Source organism: Acinetobacter sp. NIPH 542 (genome assembly GCF_000369825.1).
Taxonomy (GTDB): domain Bacteria; phylum Pseudomonadota; class Gammaproteobacteria; order Pseudomonadales; family Moraxellaceae; genus Acinetobacter; species Acinetobacter oleivorans.
Genome location: NZ_KB850203.1, coordinates 19,234 through 34,816, shown reverse-complemented (window position 1 = coordinate 34,816; position 15,583 = coordinate 19,234). Strand labels below are relative to the sequence as shown.

Annotated in this window: 19 protein-coding genes; 14 read left to right on the top strand and 5 right to left on the bottom strand. The window is 37.0% G+C overall.

The features are described 5' to 3' along the window. Window positions 1-157 precede the first annotated feature (157 nt). The 3 genes from F886_RS01035 to F886_RS01025 are packed head-to-tail and all read left to right on the top strand — an operon-like array spanning window position 158 to window position 2,384. A complete protein-coding gene (locus F886_RS01035) occupies window positions 158-661 on the top strand; it encodes a regulatory sequestration protein YfiR (protein ID WP_004796328.1) in 504 nt (167 codons plus the stop codon). Between the two features lie 5 nt (window positions 662-666). Further along, window positions 667-1,890, top strand: a complete 1,224-nt coding sequence (locus F886_RS01030; protein WP_005065229.1) for a diguanylate cyclase DgcN/YfiN — start codon at window positions 667-669, stop codon at window positions 1,888-1,890. Between the two features lie 14 nt (window positions 1,891-1,904). Beyond that, window positions 1,905-2,384: an outer membrane lipoprotein YfiB gene (locus F886_RS01025; protein ID WP_004796325.1), complete on the top strand. Its 480-nt coding sequence runs from the start codon at window positions 1,905-1,907 to the stop codon at window positions 2,382-2,384. A 51-nt stretch (window positions 2,385-2,435) separates the two neighbouring features. On the opposite strand, the gene F886_RS01020 is transcribed toward F886_RS01025, so the two are convergent. Further along, window positions 2,436-3,446, bottom strand: a complete 1,011-nt coding sequence (locus F886_RS01020; protein WP_004796324.1) for a metallophosphoesterase — start codon at window positions 3,444-3,446, stop codon at window positions 2,436-2,438. A gap of 106 nt (window positions 3,447-3,552) precedes the next feature. Here F886_RS01020 and F886_RS01015 point away from each other — a divergent pair, with 106 nt between their 5' ends. Then, on the top strand, window positions 3,553-5,178 hold the full coding sequence (locus tag F886_RS01015) for a phospholipase D family protein (RefSeq protein WP_005299922.1): 1,626 nt from the start codon (window positions 3,553-3,555) through the stop codon (window positions 5,176-5,178). Here F886_RS01015 and F886_RS01010 read toward each other — a convergent pair whose 3' ends face one another. Then, window positions 5,179-5,988: a lysophospholipid acyltransferase family protein gene (locus F886_RS01010; protein WP_005299920.1), complete on the bottom strand. Its 810-nt coding sequence runs from the start codon at window positions 5,986-5,988 to the stop codon at window positions 5,179-5,181. 214 nt (window positions 5,989-6,202) lie between these two features. Between F886_RS01010 and hflX the strand changes: the two genes are divergently transcribed. The 4 genes from hflX (at window position 6,203) to F886_RS00990 (ending at window position 9,162) form a co-directional block, all read left to right on the top strand. Next, on the top strand, window positions 6,203-7,546 hold the full coding sequence (gene hflX / locus F886_RS01005) for a ribosome rescue GTPase HflX (protein ID WP_005299917.1): 1,344 nt from the start codon (window positions 6,203-6,205) through the stop codon (window positions 7,544-7,546). A gap of 33 nt (window positions 7,547-7,579) precedes the next feature. Beyond that, window positions 7,580-7,951 (top strand): hypothetical protein, encoded by a 372-nt coding sequence (locus F886_RS01000; protein ID WP_005299915.1) that lies wholly within the window; start codon window positions 7,580-7,582, stop codon window positions 7,949-7,951. 10 nt (window positions 7,952-7,961) lie between these two features. Then, the gene (locus F886_RS00995) at window positions 7,962-8,636 is read left to right on the top strand and encodes an LrgB family protein (RefSeq protein ID WP_004796315.1); all 675 of its coding nucleotides are present in this window, start codon (window positions 7,962-7,964) and stop codon (window positions 8,634-8,636) included. 82 nt (window positions 8,637-8,718) lie between these two features. Beyond that, window positions 8,719-9,162: a DUF2147 domain-containing protein gene (locus F886_RS00990; RefSeq protein ID WP_005299913.1), complete on the top strand. Its 444-nt coding sequence runs from the start codon at window positions 8,719-8,721 to the stop codon at window positions 9,160-9,162. A gap of 38 nt (window positions 9,163-9,200) precedes the next feature. Here F886_RS00990 and F886_RS00985 read toward each other — a convergent pair whose 3' ends face one another. Genes F886_RS00985 through pdxA form a run of 3 tightly spaced genes read right to left on the bottom strand, consistent with a single transcriptional unit; the run spans window position 9,201 to window position 11,860 of the window. Beyond that, window positions 9,201-10,040, bottom strand: a complete 840-nt coding sequence (locus F886_RS00985) for a symmetrical bis(5'-nucleosyl)-tetraphosphatase (RefSeq protein WP_005299911.1) — start codon at window positions 10,038-10,040, stop codon at window positions 9,201-9,203. Continuing rightward, window positions 10,041-10,853, bottom strand: coding sequence for a 16S rRNA (adenine(1518)-N(6)/adenine(1519)-N(6))-dimethyltransferase RsmA (gene rsmA / locus F886_RS00980; RefSeq protein WP_005299908.1), 813 nt, complete (start codon window positions 10,851-10,853; stop codon window positions 10,041-10,043). A 23-nt stretch (window positions 10,854-10,876) separates the two neighbouring features. Next, complete coding sequence (pdxA, locus tag F886_RS00975) at window positions 10,877-11,860, bottom strand: 4-hydroxythreonine-4-phosphate dehydrogenase PdxA (protein WP_005299906.1); 984 nt, start codon at window positions 11,858-11,860, stop codon at window positions 10,877-10,879. 173 nt (window positions 11,861-12,033) lie between these two features. Between pdxA and rplM the strand changes: the two genes are divergently transcribed. The 6 genes from rplM to F886_RS00945 all read left to right on the top strand — a co-directional run bounded on the left by rplM (window position 12,034) and on the right by F886_RS00945 (window position 15,502). After that, window positions 12,034-12,462: a 50S ribosomal protein L13 gene (gene rplM, locus F886_RS00970; protein ID WP_003656097.1), complete on the top strand. Its 429-nt coding sequence runs from the start codon at window positions 12,034-12,036 to the stop codon at window positions 12,460-12,462. A 12-nt stretch (window positions 12,463-12,474) separates the two neighbouring features. Further along, complete coding sequence (gene rpsI, locus F886_RS00965; RefSeq protein WP_002048725.1) at window positions 12,475-12,861, top strand: 30S ribosomal protein S9; 387 nt, start codon at window positions 12,475-12,477, stop codon at window positions 12,859-12,861. Window positions 12,862-13,035: 174 nt separating this feature from the next. Beyond that, window positions 13,036-13,689, top strand: a complete 654-nt coding sequence (locus F886_RS00960; RefSeq protein ID WP_005299902.1) for a glutathione S-transferase N-terminal domain-containing protein — start codon at window positions 13,036-13,038, stop codon at window positions 13,687-13,689. Window positions 13,690-13,695: 6 nt separating this feature from the next. After that, window positions 13,696-14,130: a ClpXP protease specificity-enhancing factor gene (locus F886_RS00955; RefSeq protein ID WP_005299900.1), complete on the top strand. Its 435-nt coding sequence runs from the start codon at window positions 13,696-13,698 to the stop codon at window positions 14,128-14,130. 17 nt (window positions 14,131-14,147) lie between these two features. After that, window positions 14,148-14,804, top strand: coding sequence for a hypothetical protein (locus F886_RS00950; protein WP_005299896.1), 657 nt, complete (start codon window positions 14,148-14,150; stop codon window positions 14,802-14,804). Window positions 14,805-15,142: 338 nt separating this feature from the next. After that, window positions 15,143-15,502, top strand: coding sequence for a roadblock/LC7 domain-containing protein (locus F886_RS00945; RefSeq protein ID WP_005299893.1), 360 nt, complete (start codon window positions 15,143-15,145; stop codon window positions 15,500-15,502). Window positions 15,503-15,583 lie beyond the last annotated feature (81 nt).

The following is a 15,583-nucleotide window of genomic DNA, read 5'->3' as shown; positions in this document are numbered from 1 at the left end:
ATTAATATCCTTTGACAACCCCTTTTTTAATTTAATATTACCACATGTTCGTTTTTTAGCCTTTTTGGTCAACTTTAGATGAGATATTAAACTTTTTTTACTTTATCAACTTCATGTAGAATAGATTATTCGTGCAATAGTTTGGCATTAACTCACCATGTGGCAGTTCGCTAAAAAAGTATTTGTTTGCATACTTGTAGTGTTTGCTACGAGTGGGCCTTGTTATGCCAATTCAAAACATAACTTCTATGTACTTACTTTATCTATTCTAAGCTACAGTAAGTGGGAGAATGTAAATACTCCTACTCTTTGTATTATTGATAATCCCTCTATTACATCTACGTTTCAATCTTATATCCAGCAAATGTCTTATAATTATCGTGTTCAAACTGTAAACGCGAAAGATTTTGCTCGGTCACATTGTCAGGCCGTTTATTTTTCTACGACTTCGCCCCAACAACAACAAAGCCTTATTCAGAACTATCCTTACCGTTCTTTACTTTCTTTAAGCATTAATAATCCAGAGTGCGAAATTGGAAGTATCTTTTGTTTATATAATCAAAATAATTACACTACCTTTAAAGTTAACTTAGATGCTTTAAGTCACTCCAAAGTTCATATTGATCCGAGAGTATTACTCTTGGCTAAGAATGCGGAGTAAGGATTATGATATCAAAGTTGTATCAATCCACTTCATTGCATGCATTATTTAGAAAATCTCAATTTACTATTTTTGCAATTACTTTTTTTATCTGCTCTTTTACGTTTGTATCGATTTCTGTTTTTACAATGGAAACTTACGCCAAACAAAATTTACAATTGCTTAGCCATACGCTACTAGAGCGTATTCAGCCTGCAGTTGTATTTAATGACAAAATTACGATTGAGCAGATTTTGAATGAATATACGAATGACCATTCAATTCGTACTATTCATATTTATGATTCAGAACATCATTTAATTGCACAAAGTTTTAAATTATCAAGTCAGACTTCAATTTTAGAGGGATGGTTTGATCATTGGTTTCTAAATGAACCCGTTCATCTTACAATTTATCATCACGAGCAAAATGTAGGTGAACTCACGCTTTTTGGTAGTTCCGAAAAAATATTGCAGTTCCTCAAAATGATTATGGTAGGGCTGGCAATTGCGATGTTGTTTATTGTTTGTGCTTTGTGGTGGTCAGTAAACTTAACTTATCGTCAAATTATGCAGGCTATTTATCCACTTACTAATATTGCTCAAATTGTAAGTGAACAAAAAGCTTATAATCTTCGTTTTCCTTATAATCGAATTAAAGAATTTCAAGATTTAAATACCGTTTTTAATGAGTTACTTGAAGAAATTCAGATATGGGATAACCAGCTACAAAAGGAAAATCGTAAATTATCCTTTCAGGCTCACCATGACCAACTCACCTTATTGCCTAATAGACATTATTTTTATCAGATTCTCTTAGACATGTTTGAAGATAAGGGTTTTGATAACAAGTCGGCGTTATTATTTATAGATAACAACAACTTCAAAGCAATTAATGACCAATTCGGCCATTTAGCTGGAGATGAAGTTTTAAAAGAAATGGCGAATCGTCTGCAAACTCGTCTACGTCATCAAGATTTTATTGCACGATTAGGCGGCGACGAATTTGCTGTCATTTTGCATTCCATTAGTCATGCTGATCATTTAATATCTATTGCTGAAAATTTACTCGAAAGCTGTAAAGAACCTTTGCATCTGAATGGTCAAACGATTTACTTCAGTTTTAGTGTAGGTATTGCTTTATCACAATTTGCATCTAGCCCCGAAGATTTCATTATGCAAGCAGACCAAGCAATGTATAAGGCTAAAAATTCGGATGAACACTGGTTTATTTATAAACCTGAAAATTAAATTTAGGCTAATCTATGAATACAAGATCTCTAAAACTCTCCTTTATTGCATTGTTATGCATTACTCTTGCAGGGTGCCTGAGTTTTGGTCCATTAAAATATCGTCAGGTAAAATTACTCAAAAAAGAAGGTTTCGTTCTTACCGATGAAGGATGGACTTTAGGTTTACCAGAACGTTTGTTATTTGACTTTAATAATGCAGAGTTAAAACAAAGTCATGAAGCTGAGTTAGTACGTCTAGCAAATCAATTGAATAAATATGACCTAAATAAATTGAAAATTGTGGGTCATACTGATGATGTTGGTGATGCTGCTTATAATCAAAAGCTGTCTGAAGAGCGTGCACAAAGTGTAGCAAACCTTTTCTTAGCTCGTGGATTTAAAAAAGAAAATATCTACGTGATTGGTCGTGGTTCAACACAACCTTATGTTCCAAATACAACCAATGAAAATCGTGCGATTAACCGACGTGTTGCCATTGTCGTTATTCCATAAGCAAGTTTAATTCATAAAAAAAGCCAATCCTCTGTGATTGGCTTTTTTATTTTAAACTAACTCAATAATATCAATGGTTGGCGGCACTCTAAAACGTAAAGGAATTCCGACCATTCCTGTGCCAACGGTAACGAAGACATCTGCATGTTCGTGAGAGTAAAATCCACGTTTGTGACCTAAAATTGATACTTTTTTCATAATATAGTTAGTCAGCCATGGGAGCTCCACCTGCCCTCCATGTGTGTGTCCTGATAACATTAATGGACGATTCGGTAATTTAGGCACCATATCGACCGTATCTGGATTATGAGACAAAATTAACCAAGGTTTGTCTTGGGGTAAATCTGGCATGGAACGCATATCTGTTTTTCCAGCCCAAAGATCACCAATACCAATGAGACGGAATTCTTCAAAATCAACGATCTTTCCTTCGATATCAACAACTTCATTATAAAATAAAGCATCTTTTAATAATTGTTGAATCGGTGGGCCAGGATATTGCTCATCATGATTTCCAGGAACAGAGTAAACAGGCGCCTGAATTTCTTTTAAAACACTTAACTCTTCAATTAGTCGATCTTCTGGTTCATATGTCCAGTCACCAGCCACAACCACTAAATCTGGTTGCTGTTCATTTAATTTTCTAACTATGGTTTTGAGTTGACGTTCATGACCTGAAAATAAACCAATATGTAAATCTGCAATTAGCGCTACTTTGACTGGCTTATTAAAACTACGATCTGGATTTAAGCGATATTGATGAGTATCGACACGGACTAGATGAGGCTCAATAAATCGGGCATAAATTAAAACACCACTTAAGAAAAAGATAAAAATACCTTGATGAATTGAGTAGTAACCAATCCAAGCAGCATATAAATTAAAAAACCAGAGAGGAATAAGTAGATAAGAGAGATAAAATGCGAGTAAATGCACAAAAGCTTTAAATGGATGAATCGTCTCGGTCCGAGATTGATGAATCCAAGCCTCAGAAATTCCCCATAGAGCAAGTATTGAAAAAATAAAGTAAAAACAAAAAATAATTGAATTTGGATTCCACATTACGACTCTCGACTTATCTTCTATTGATTGCTAGTAATCAAATTCAATATTTATCTTTCAATATGCACGAATTATACTCTAGCTCACGTTATCGTATGTACTGATTATGGCACAATCCTCTCATTCCAAACAGCTTCAAACGAATCAACAAGCTAGAAGCTTTTTGATAAAAGCCTCTATAGTCCTATGTTCTAGTTTTGCTGTGGGTTTGACAGGATGTAGTACTCTGCCAAAACATGGTGTTGAACCATTAGAATATGCAAATGATATCGATACATCAGAGACTTCACTTGCTCAAATTATTACTCCCTTACGTCAGCAAAACCCAAAGCTAACGGGTTACCACGTCTTAAATGATCCATTAGAGGCTCTAGCAGCCCGCCTAAGATTAATCGATAAAGCTGAAAAGACTTTAGATTTACAATATTACATTTGGGATAATGACAAAGTTGGAGCTTTAGCTTTACACGCCATTATTCGAGCAGCTGATCGCGGAGTAAAAGTCCGACTTCTTATTGATGACAATAATGCAAAAAAAATGGAAGGGATTTTACTCGCTCTTTCTCAGCATAAAAATATTGAAGTTAAGCTTTTTAACCCCTACCGTTTCCGCAAATATCGTGCGATGGATATGGTGCTTGATTTAAAACGTATCAATCGTCGCATGCACAATAAAAGTTTTATTGCCGACAATGAGGTTGCTCTTATTGGCGGACGTAACATGACAAATCAATATTACAATGTAAGCGATAGCTATCAATTTTCTGATGTCGATGTGATGTTGGTCGGTGCTGCGGTTGATGACATTGTGAATTCTTTTGATGACTACTGGAATCATGAATACGCCTATTCAGTTCAAAGTATTGTAAGTCCAGAGCAGCACCGTTTACGCTATGAAGGATTAAAAGAGCAACTCGAAGCTCATTACCAACAAGCAACTGTTCAAAACTTTTTAAATTTAACTGCAAAATCACATGCATTTGATAAATGGTTAAATCACAATATTCAATTCGACTGGGTTAAAGCAGAAGTCGTAAAAGACTCGCCTGATAAAATCAAATCAAAGGCAAAAAAAGAAGAGCACTTAAATTTCCAGTTAATTAACCATCTGGAAAAACCAGAAAGCAACGTAGATTTAATTTCAGCTTATTTTATTCCTGAAAAACAAGGCGCTAAAATTTTAAGCACGCTTGCTAAAGAAGGTGTGGAAGTACGCGTTCTAACTAACTCATTTAAAGCAAATGATGTTGCTGTTGTACACGCATTTTATGGCAAATACCGTAAAGAACTGCTTAAAAACGGCGTACAACTTTATGAATTTTTACCTACACCAGATAAAAGAGATTTAAATAAAAATACAGATGAGCTTGCCACTAAAGCAAAAGTAAACATGAAAGGATTAAGCCGCTCAAGCTTACATACTAAACTGATGGCATTAGATGAACAGGTTTTTATTGGTTCATTTAATTTTGATCCACGCTCAGCTTATTTAAATACTGAAATTGGTGTAATTTTAGATAGCCCGTCATTGGCTAAAACAATTCACCATACGATGGACGAAAATTTAAATAAATATGCTTATAAGCTAAAGCTTGACTCTAATAATCATATTTATTGGCAGCAAGAAACTCCCAATGGCCCTTTAATTTATAAACAAGAACCCGAGATGAAATGGTGGCAAAAAGCAGGCATGAAATTTCTTTCATGGCTGCCACTTGAAGGTTTTATGTAATTAATTTTTTGGCTTAAGTACTTTCTGATGTAGTTGAGCCAAACCTTCTACCATTTTTTCTTGAACTTCACGCGTTAAACTCTTTACATCATGCCCTTCCACTGAAATTGGAGGCAAAGTTAATAGATGAGCTGTTACTTTCGGCATTTCAAGTACGCGTTGAATATGTTCAGCAAATGACATGTCGCCAATGAATGGCGCAACTGTATCTAATTGTCCATAACGGTTTACATAACAAATTAAACATACCTGTACTGGGCGTTGAGCCTCAATAGCAGCACCGAGCAAACGACCATGTACTTTCTTAACGGAATGTCCATCTGTAGTGGTCGCTTCAGGAAAAAACAGTACAGGAATATTTTGTTTTAAGAATTCGGTAATTTGCTCACGAATTTTAACGGAATCACCAGATCCACGCTTAATAAATAAAGTTCCACCACCTTTAGCTAGATTGCCTAAAATGGGCCAATTTTCAATTTCAGCTTTAGCAAGAAAGAAAACACGGGCTCCTGAACCTAAAACAGCAACATCTAGCCAAGAAATATGATTACTTACCCATAAAGCAGGTTCTCTAGGAATTGTTCCGTGTACTTCTACATCTAAGTTGAAAACCTGACATAAACGGCGGCAAAAATATTGAACATAGCGTGTATTGACCGGATTATTAGGATCTTTATAAAGGCCGTGTCGATAAACTAAATAAAAACCTTCACTAATTGCAGCGGTAGCCGAAGTGACTTTTTTTCCGTACAAACCTATTTTTGATAATTTCTTTAACGTTGAATTAACTATACTTTGCGTTTGAGCCATAAAATTTCACTAACGATCAATCATTGTTATACCCATCTCGAGCATTCTATACGTTTCAGAATAAACTTGCATTGATGATAGAGAATGGGAAAAAAATAAATTCAGACACCTCTAACAGCATTTAACTAATCTAAAGGATAAGAACAAACGCTTTCCCCTTTTGCATAAGTTTCATCTAGAATAAAGTTTTCCCATTTTCAGGATTTACAACCACGTGGAATATGTTGATCGGCATCAAGGCGGTGAACGCACAATTTTAGTGAGTGTTTCAGTACAATTATTAGATGATCTGGATGCCGAAGAGTTTGCTCTACTTGCACAGTCTGCTGGTGCAGATATCCTTGAACATATTAAGGTTCAGCGAAATAAACCCAATCCTAAATTTTTTATTGGTTCAGGAAAAGTCGAAGAAATTGCAGAGCGAGTTCAGGAACTAGAAGCAAGTCTGGTGATTTTTGACCATGCTTTGTCACCCGCTCAAGAACGAAATTTAGAAAGAATATTAAAATGCCGAGTCATTGATCGTACAGGATTAATTTTAGATATTTTTGCCCTGCGTGCCCGTACGCATGAGGGTAAATTACAAGTCGAACTTGCACAGCTTAAACATTTATCTACCCGCCTTATTCGTGGTTGGTCAGCCGACTTTGAGCAACAAAAAGGTGGTATTGGATTACGTGGCCCGGGTGAAACGCAACTAGAAACAGATCGTCGTCTCATTCGTGTACGTATTGCCCAATTAAAAGATAAATTAGAAAAGGTACATCAAACCCGTATACAAGGACGTGCTGCAAGACAAAAGGCAGCCATTCCAACTGTGTCGTTAGTAGGCTATACCAATGCTGGGAAATCGACTCTATTTAATATTTTAGCGAAAAGTGATGTCTACGCAGCCGATCAACTGTTTGCAACACTCGACCCAACATTACGTCGTTTGGAATGGGATGGTATTGGTACTGTCGTGCTCGCAGATACGGTAGGTTTTGTACGAAACTTACAGCACGATTTAATTGAATCTTTCAAAGCAACACTTGAAGAAACTCTAGAAGCCACGCTTTTACTACATGTCATTGATAGTAATAGTCATGACATGCTTGATCAAATTGAAGCAGTTGAAGGCGTATTAAAAGAGATTGGTGCAGATGCTCCCGTACTTCGGGTATACAACAAAATTGACCTGAGTGGTGAAGAAGCCAAAATTGTTTATGCTGAGCCACACGTACCAGATCGAGTTTATGTTTCTGCTCACGCAGGCCTTGGTCTAGAGTTACTTCAAAAAGCAGTACAAGAATGTTTAATGGGGCAAATTCAAAAGTTTTCTCTAATTCTTAAACCTGCTTATGGCAAATTTCGCACACAGCTTTATGCCTTAAATGTAATTGAGTCTGAACACTACGATGATGCAGGCTTATTACATATTGATGTACGTATTGCACCACATAAGCTGGAAAAGCTTATTCGCCAAGCAAAACTGCCCTTAGAAGAAATCTTGGGAGAACGTGCTAATCAATTTAAGCGGCCATTGGAAGAATTTGAAATCAAGGGCGAGATCAGTTAAAACTCGATAAGTAAACTTTTAGAGATAAAAAATATGGATAAGATCAAAAGTATAGACTGGACAGCATGGGTAGCAACTTTACTACTCATTATTGGTTTTCGTGAAGGCTCTGTCATCGTCATGCGTGCTTTTGGTCATCCAGAATTAGGTAATCTGGTCGGGTTAATCAGCTTACTCACTGTTTTGATTATTTGGAGAAAGTTCAAAAAAATCCCTCTTCGAATAGTCGATACGAATAATAAAATCATGAAAGAAAGTGGTTTTGCTTTTTTACCTGTTTGTGCTGGCTCCTTAATTATGTTGGTGCATATGGGTAAAGAAATTCCACTATTCCTTTTTGTTTTAGTGGTCAGCACCCTTATACCTTTGTGGGTCTATGCAAAAATGGCAAAACGTTGGTTATAAGGAGAATAAAATGTTTACGATTTTCTATGGTTTTTTGATTACACTCATTGGTTATCTGTGTGCAAAACCTTTAAACCGACGCTTTCCACAAGTTCCACTTTTAGTTTTCGGCATGTTTATTGTCATTGCATTACTTTCAATTTTACAAGTTCCTTATGAACAGTATCGCCTTTATGTGAATGACTTATTTGGTCATCTATTAGGTTATGTCACAGTAGCCTTAGCCATTCCTTTAGCTGCAATGCGTTACGATGATCTTCCAATTAAATCAGTCATTGGAATTTTACTTTTTGCAAGTATTAGCGCCGTTGCTTTGCCTATGGGTCTAGCTTACTTGTTACATATGTCTGAACCTACCATTCTTGCATTTGCGACCCGTGCGGTGACTACCCCTATCGCCTTAAATATCGCAACGTTATTGCATGCTCCTGAAACGCTGGTAACGCTTATTGTTATTTTATCTGGCGTTATTGGAGCAGCTTTTTCACCATTTTTACTTAAACATATTCATGATGAAAGAGCATCTGGATTAGCCTTAGGTTTAGCTGCGCATGCCATAGGAACAGCTCAAGCGTGGCAACGCGGACCTGTTGCAGGTCGCTACGCTGCATTTGGTATGGCTTTAAACGGCGTATTTACTGCAATTTGGCTGCCTACATTAATGTTGTCACTTGGCACACCATAATTAAGAAGCCTATTAAATAAACATTGAACGGTATATCAATTCGAAATAAGATGACCTTTCAATGTTAAAAGGATTTTTAATCATGGGGAAAATTTTGATTGGAGCTCTGCTCTTACTGGGGATCAACACTGCTACATTTGCAGCAGACATTACAGGTCTTTGGCAAACAATTGATGATAAAACTGGTGCTCCCAAAGCACAGGTAGAAATACGAAAAGAAGCAAATGGGACATATGCCGGAAAGATTATCAAAGTTACACCACGCCCAGGTTATACTCCTAAAGAGATTTGTGATAACTGCCCTTCGCCGTATACCAATAAACCAATTATAGGATTAGATATTGCAACCGGCTTAAAACAAACAGATGATCTTAATTATACAGGTGGGAAAATTTTAGATCCTAATACTGGTAAAGTTTACGGGCTTAAAGCAAAACTCAGTGCAACTGGTAAACGTCTTCATATGCGTGGATATCTTGGCGTTTCAGCATTAGGCCGTAACCAAATTTGGTTACGCGTAGAATAAAAGTTAAAAATAAAAAAGCCGCTTATGCGGCTTTTTTATTACATCACTGGATTTTCAACAGCAAAGATTTCTTTGTCTTCAAGGCGATAAGCCATTAATTTTCTGCCCCAGACACAGCCACCATCAATATTCTGAATCTGATCATTAATGGTTCTGCCCTCGAGCGCAGCCCAATGGCCAAAAATGATTTGATGAGTTTGTGCCGCTTTGCTCGGAAATTCAAACCAAGGTAAATAGCCTTCTGGCATTGGCGCATCTAGAGCATCTTTAAAACTGAACTCTAAAGCCCCTTCTGCGTTGGTTAAACGCATGCGGGTCAAATAATTAGTAATACAACGTAAACGAGCTGAACCCGTTAAGTCGTCTTCCCACAAATCTGGTTTTGAACCATACATTTCTGCCAAAAAAGCGTCCAATACAGATAAATCTTGATTTGAGAGTACAGACTCAACCTCTTTTGCAAGCGTTGCAGTTTTTTGTGCATCCCAAATGCAAGGTATGCCTGCATGAGTAAGAATTGTGTGCTCATTTGGGAATAAACATAAAGGTTGTTTCCGCAACCAGTCGATTAACTCATCGCCATCAATTGCATCAATAACGTCTTGCGTACGATCTTTTTCTTTAAACTCTTTTAAACCACGCGCGCCAGCCACTAAAGTCAGATCATGATTTCCGAGTACAGTTGCAGCAGCGCCGCGATCAGAAAGTTTTTTAACAAAACGTAAGGCACCTACTGAGTTTTCGCCACGAGCGACCAAATCACCCGCAAACCATAAAAAATCTTGGTCTGGATCAAAACGTATTTCTTTAAGTAAGGCTTTAAGAGCTTCAAAACACCCTTGTACATCGCCAATCACATAATTAAAACGTTTAGTCATTTATGCCACCATTTGATCAGCTAAAGCAACAAATTGAGCAAGTGTTAACGTTTCTGGACGAGCCATTGGATCAACGCCTGCTTTTTCAAAGCCATCTTCAGCAATCATACCTTTTAGACTATTTCTTAGGGTTTTACGACGTTGGGTAAATACATGAGCAACCAAACGAGCTAAAGCTTTTTCATCTTTTGCAATAATTGGTTTTTGTTCATATGGAACAAGGCGGAAAACAGCACTCGTTACTTTAGGCGGCGGGTTAAATGCACCAGCTGGTACTTCAAATAAAAATGTAGGTTGGCAATAATACTGAATCATTACCGACAAGCGCCCATATTCTTTTGTGTTTGGTTCGGCAGTAATACGTTCAACTACCTCTTTTTGCAGCATAAAGTGCATGTCTTTAACTTTACTGCCAAATTCCAAAAGGTGGAAAAGTAATGGAGTTGAAATGTTATAAGGTAAATTACCAACTACACGTAATGGTCGACCATCTTTTACCAGTTCATTAAAATCATATTTTAATGCATCAGCTTCGATAATAGTTAAACGTTCAGGATGTGGAACGCGTTCTGGCAAGCCTGCTGCTAAATCACGATCTAGCTCAACCACTGTTAATGCATCACACTCTCCAATTAAAGGAGAAGTTAAAGCAGCCAAACCAGGTCCAATTTCAACAACATTTTCACCCGCACGCGGATTCACCGAGCGCACGATTTTGGCAATGACTCGCTGATCATGTAAGAAGTTTTGACCAAAACGTTTACGAGCTTTATGCCCTTCATCTTTCGGGTTTAGGGCATTAATTTGATACATATAACATTTCCAACATGAAAAATTTAGCTCGCTGCCAAAGATAACGCTAAATCGACAGCGACATTTAAACTTGAGCTTTTTGCCAAACCAGTCCCAGCCAAAGACAATGCAGTGCCATGATCGACCGAAGTTCGAATGAATGGCAAACCCAATGTAATATTGATGGCCTCACCAAACCCTTGTGATTTTAACACAGGTAAACCTTGATCATGGTACATAGCGAGTACAGCATCAGCATTTTTAAGATGCTCAGGGGTAAATAAGGTATCCGCAGGCAGGCTTAGGCTCATTTTAATTCCTTGTGCCCGATAAGTTTCAAGTACCGGATTAATGGTATCAATCTCTTCACGGCCCAAATAGCCATCTTCCCCCGCATGAGGATTTAAGCCACACACCAATATGCGCGGATCAATGATCTTAAATTTAGTTTTTAAATCATGTATTAAAATATCAATGACTTGATGTAACCGTTCTTTGGTAATTGCATCGGCAACATCCCTTAAAGGCAAATGCGTAGTCGCTAAAGCAACGCGCAGAGTCTTGGTTGCAAGCATCATTACAACGCGCTCTACCCCTGCAAATTCTTGATAGTATTCAGTGTGACCACTAAACAAAATGCCTGCATCATTAATGACCGATTTTTGCACTGGTGCCGTAGCTACCCCAACACTTTTACCAGACATGGCATAATCAGCTGAACGGCGTAATTGTTCTAATACATAAGCAGCATTAGCTGAATTTAATTGGCCATCAACAACCACCGTTTCTAAAGGTACATGCTCTATATAAAGCTCACCAGAAGACGATGATTCAGCTTGTCCCGTATATTCTATAAATTGAATATCTACCCCTAGTTTCTGGGCACGTTGTTCTAATAAATTTTGGTCACCCAAAACAACAACAGGACGTTCATCAACTCGCTGAGCCAAGCTCAAGCAAATATCTGGACCAATACCAGCCGGCTCACCGGAAGTGACATATAAAGGCAGCACAATCACCCCAGACACATAACTAAAATTTGTTTGATTTTAACATATCCCACATTCATCGGTTTATGGATTAAATTATGTGGCTTAAACTGGATTTTTCTTGTGACTTTGAACAAACTCGTTTAGAATGCTCGCTCCTTTTGTTTGGACAGATTCCATAGTCCAAACCAACTATAATAGGTAGTGGTTTAATGAAAACTCTCAGCGCTAAGCCAGCTGAAGTTCAACATGACTGGTATGTTGTTGATGCTTCTGGCAAAACTTTAGGTCGCCTTGCGACTGAAATCGCTCGTCGTTTACGCGGTAAGCACAAAACTTCTTATACTCCTCACGTTGACACTGGCGATTACATCGTTGTGATTAATGCTGAACAAGTTCAAGTGACTGGTAAAAAAGCGCTTGATAAGAAATATTATCGCCATACTGGTTTCCCTGGTGGTATCCGTGAGACTAACTTCGAGAAGTTAATTGCTCACAAGCCTGAAGCTGTTCTTGAAAAAGCAGTTAAAGGCATGTTACCAAAAGGTCCTCTTGGTTATGCAATGATCAAAAAAATGAAAGTGTACGCTGGTACTGAGCATCCGCATGCTGCTCAACAGCCACAAGTTTTGGACATCTAAGGGATACAGCACATGGCTACTAATTATGGTACAGGTCGCCGTAAGACCGCAACTGCACGTGTTTTCTTGTCTGCTGGTACAGGCAAACTCGTTATTAACAACCGTACTTTAGAGCAATATTTCGGTCGTGAAACTGCTCGTATGGTTGTTCGTCAACCTTTAGAACTTTTAGAAGTTACTGAAAAGTTTGACCTTTACATCACTGTTAAAGGTGGTGGTATCGGTGGTCAAGCTGGCGCGATCCGTCACGGTATTACTCGTGCGCTTATCGCTGCTGACGAAACTTTAAAACCTGTTCTTCGTCAAGCTGGTTTCGTTACTCGTGATGCTCGTGAAGTTGAACGTAAGAAACTTGGTTTACGTAAAGCTCGTAAGCGTCCTCAATTCTCTAAACGTTAATTCGTTTATCGAGTTGGACAAAAAGCCTTGGATTTTTCCAAGGCTTTTTTATTATGAAAATCGAACAATAAAATGCAAACTTATAAATATAAACAAACTATCTCTTTAGAACCGTGATTTCCTAGAGCATTTTTAGTATCCTAATCGATTCACTCAACCACGTCGTCTTGTGATATGTCGGTCGAAAACACCTCTATTCAGGGGATTACCCTTTACAGTCATGCTGATGATTTCCGTTCTCACTGGATTCGTTTTCTATTAGCAGAAAAGCAAATCAAATATCAATTGATCATAACTGACCATGAAGACGAAGATTTGGCAAGTTTGAATCCTTATAACCAATTGCCAATGTTGGTCGAGCAAAATCTTAAATTATTTTCAGCGCCTATTATTGCTGAATATTTAGATGATCGTTATCGCCAAAGTAAGCTTTACGCAGATGCTCCAATGATGCGTGCAGAGCAGCGTCAATATATATGGAGACTTGAAAACGACTGGTTCAAGTTAGCAGATCACATGTTAAAACATGCTGATTCTTTAAATATCGAACAAAAGCAAAAAGCTCAAAAAGAATTACGTGAAACTTTAATTTCACTTACTCCCCTATTTCAGCATTTCCCCTATTTTATGTCTGAAAATTTCACAATTTTGGACTGTATGCTTGCCCCTATCTTTTTAAGATTAAATAGCATGGGAATCGATTTACCCAAACAGCATTGCCGACCGATACTTTTGTATTGTAAACGTATCTTTGAGAGGCCTTCTTTTGCTAAATCAATGACGGCTCAAGAGAAAAACCGTTACAATGAACTATTAAATATGGAATAGTGTGATATGTCTGAGCAAACTATTGATTTAACCCCTACACGTCCTTATCTTGCTCGTGCAATCTATGAATGGATTTGTGATAACCAACTTACTCCTTATCTATTAGTAGATGCGACACAGCCACATACTGATGTTCCACAGCAATTTGTTAAAGATGGCCAAATCGTTTTAAATATCGTGCCTCATGCTGTTCATCAACTTATTATTGGAAATGAAGCCATTACTTTTTCTGCTCGTTTCGGGGGAGCATCAAAAGACATTTATGTACCTATTCAAGCTGTTCTAGGTATTTATGCACGTGAGAATGGACAAGGTTTATTTTTTGATCCTGAAGAATATGCCAATGTAGCGCCTGTAGAAAATACAGTAGAGTCTGAAGTACAAGAAACAATTGAAACAACATCAACTAAGAAAAAACCAACGTTAAGAATTTTAGATTAAATTTAGAGGAAGAAAGCATGGCATTTGATTTAGTCCAATACTTTGCTGAGCAGATAAAAATTCAAAAGCCTCAGCTTTTAAATCAATATCCAGTTAATGAAAAAAATAAACTGATTGATGAGGTGAATATTCTTACGCTTGGAAAACTGATTAGTTTATGGCGCCAAGATGACAATAAGATTTATCAAGAAATCAAAACTTCAGATCCACTTTATATTCAAGAAGTTGCTCGTCATCTAACAACGTCTAAGCATAATCAGTCAGCTTTAAAAAATTCAGAGCTAGAACAGAGTATTTCTGAAATTTTAACTTTGCAGTTAGCAGAACTTAACCAACTCGATGAAACAGGTGGTTTTGGGCATAATGGCTTAAAAGAATTAATTTTAGGCCAAGTAGAACATTTATCAGGTCAGGCAGAAGATTGGGTTTGGTCAACAAACCACCTAAATGAGTTAATTGGTTCTAAACCTGTGGAACAAGAAGAGCTATCATTGGATACAACAATGAAGGAGTTCAACCAAATGGTTCACCAAGCCCAACCTCATCATGACGATTTGCATACTGACGAACAAGCTACTGAGAGTTCTGTACCTACATGGTCAAAGATTATTGCCCCTGTCGTTGCTTTAGCAATTTTGGGTTATCTCTATTGTATTTATACACAACTCGTTTAGTTTAATCATTGTTATAAAAAGGGGAATTTTTTATTCCCCTTTTTCGATTAAAATTAAAATAATTTATTAATCAATATTGTATTAATATTCTATTACAATTACTTTAGCTAAATTTAAAAATATATAATGTAAACCTCATCGCAGTCTTAAAAGTATAATGTATAAATAATCTTATAATATTTTTTCTAATCTGACATTTTACGTCACTTCTTTCCCAAAACTGAAACCTCTCAATTTACTTGATTAATTGACTTCAAATTGTTCAGAAATATAATGAATTTTAACTACTTTTAGGAAAAAGTAGTAAATATAACTTTAGAATCCTGAGAGATAAAAACATGGCTAAACTTTCTTTAGATAGCTTAACTGAAATTGATGGTTTTATTGCTTCTGCACTTGTTGATTCAGAAAGCGGATTATCACTTGCAACACAAGGTGGTGGGGAAATTGATTTAGAATTGGCAGCTGCTGGAAATACTGAAGTAGTTCGCGCAAAGCGAAACATCGCCAATGCTTTGAAATTAAATGACAATATTGAAGACATTTTAATTACATTGGGTAAGGCTTACCACTTAATTCGACCTCTAGAAAGTAATAATAATTTATTCCTTTACTTAGTGCTTGATCGTGCTAAATCGAACTTGGCTATGGCTCGTCATGAGTTAAAGTCATTTGAAAAAGAGCTAGACTTTAGCTAATTAATCTAAGATATGCTTTTTATATTTATTATAAAAAGCATATTAAAACTATTATATTAATCAATAAAACTTAATGTGATA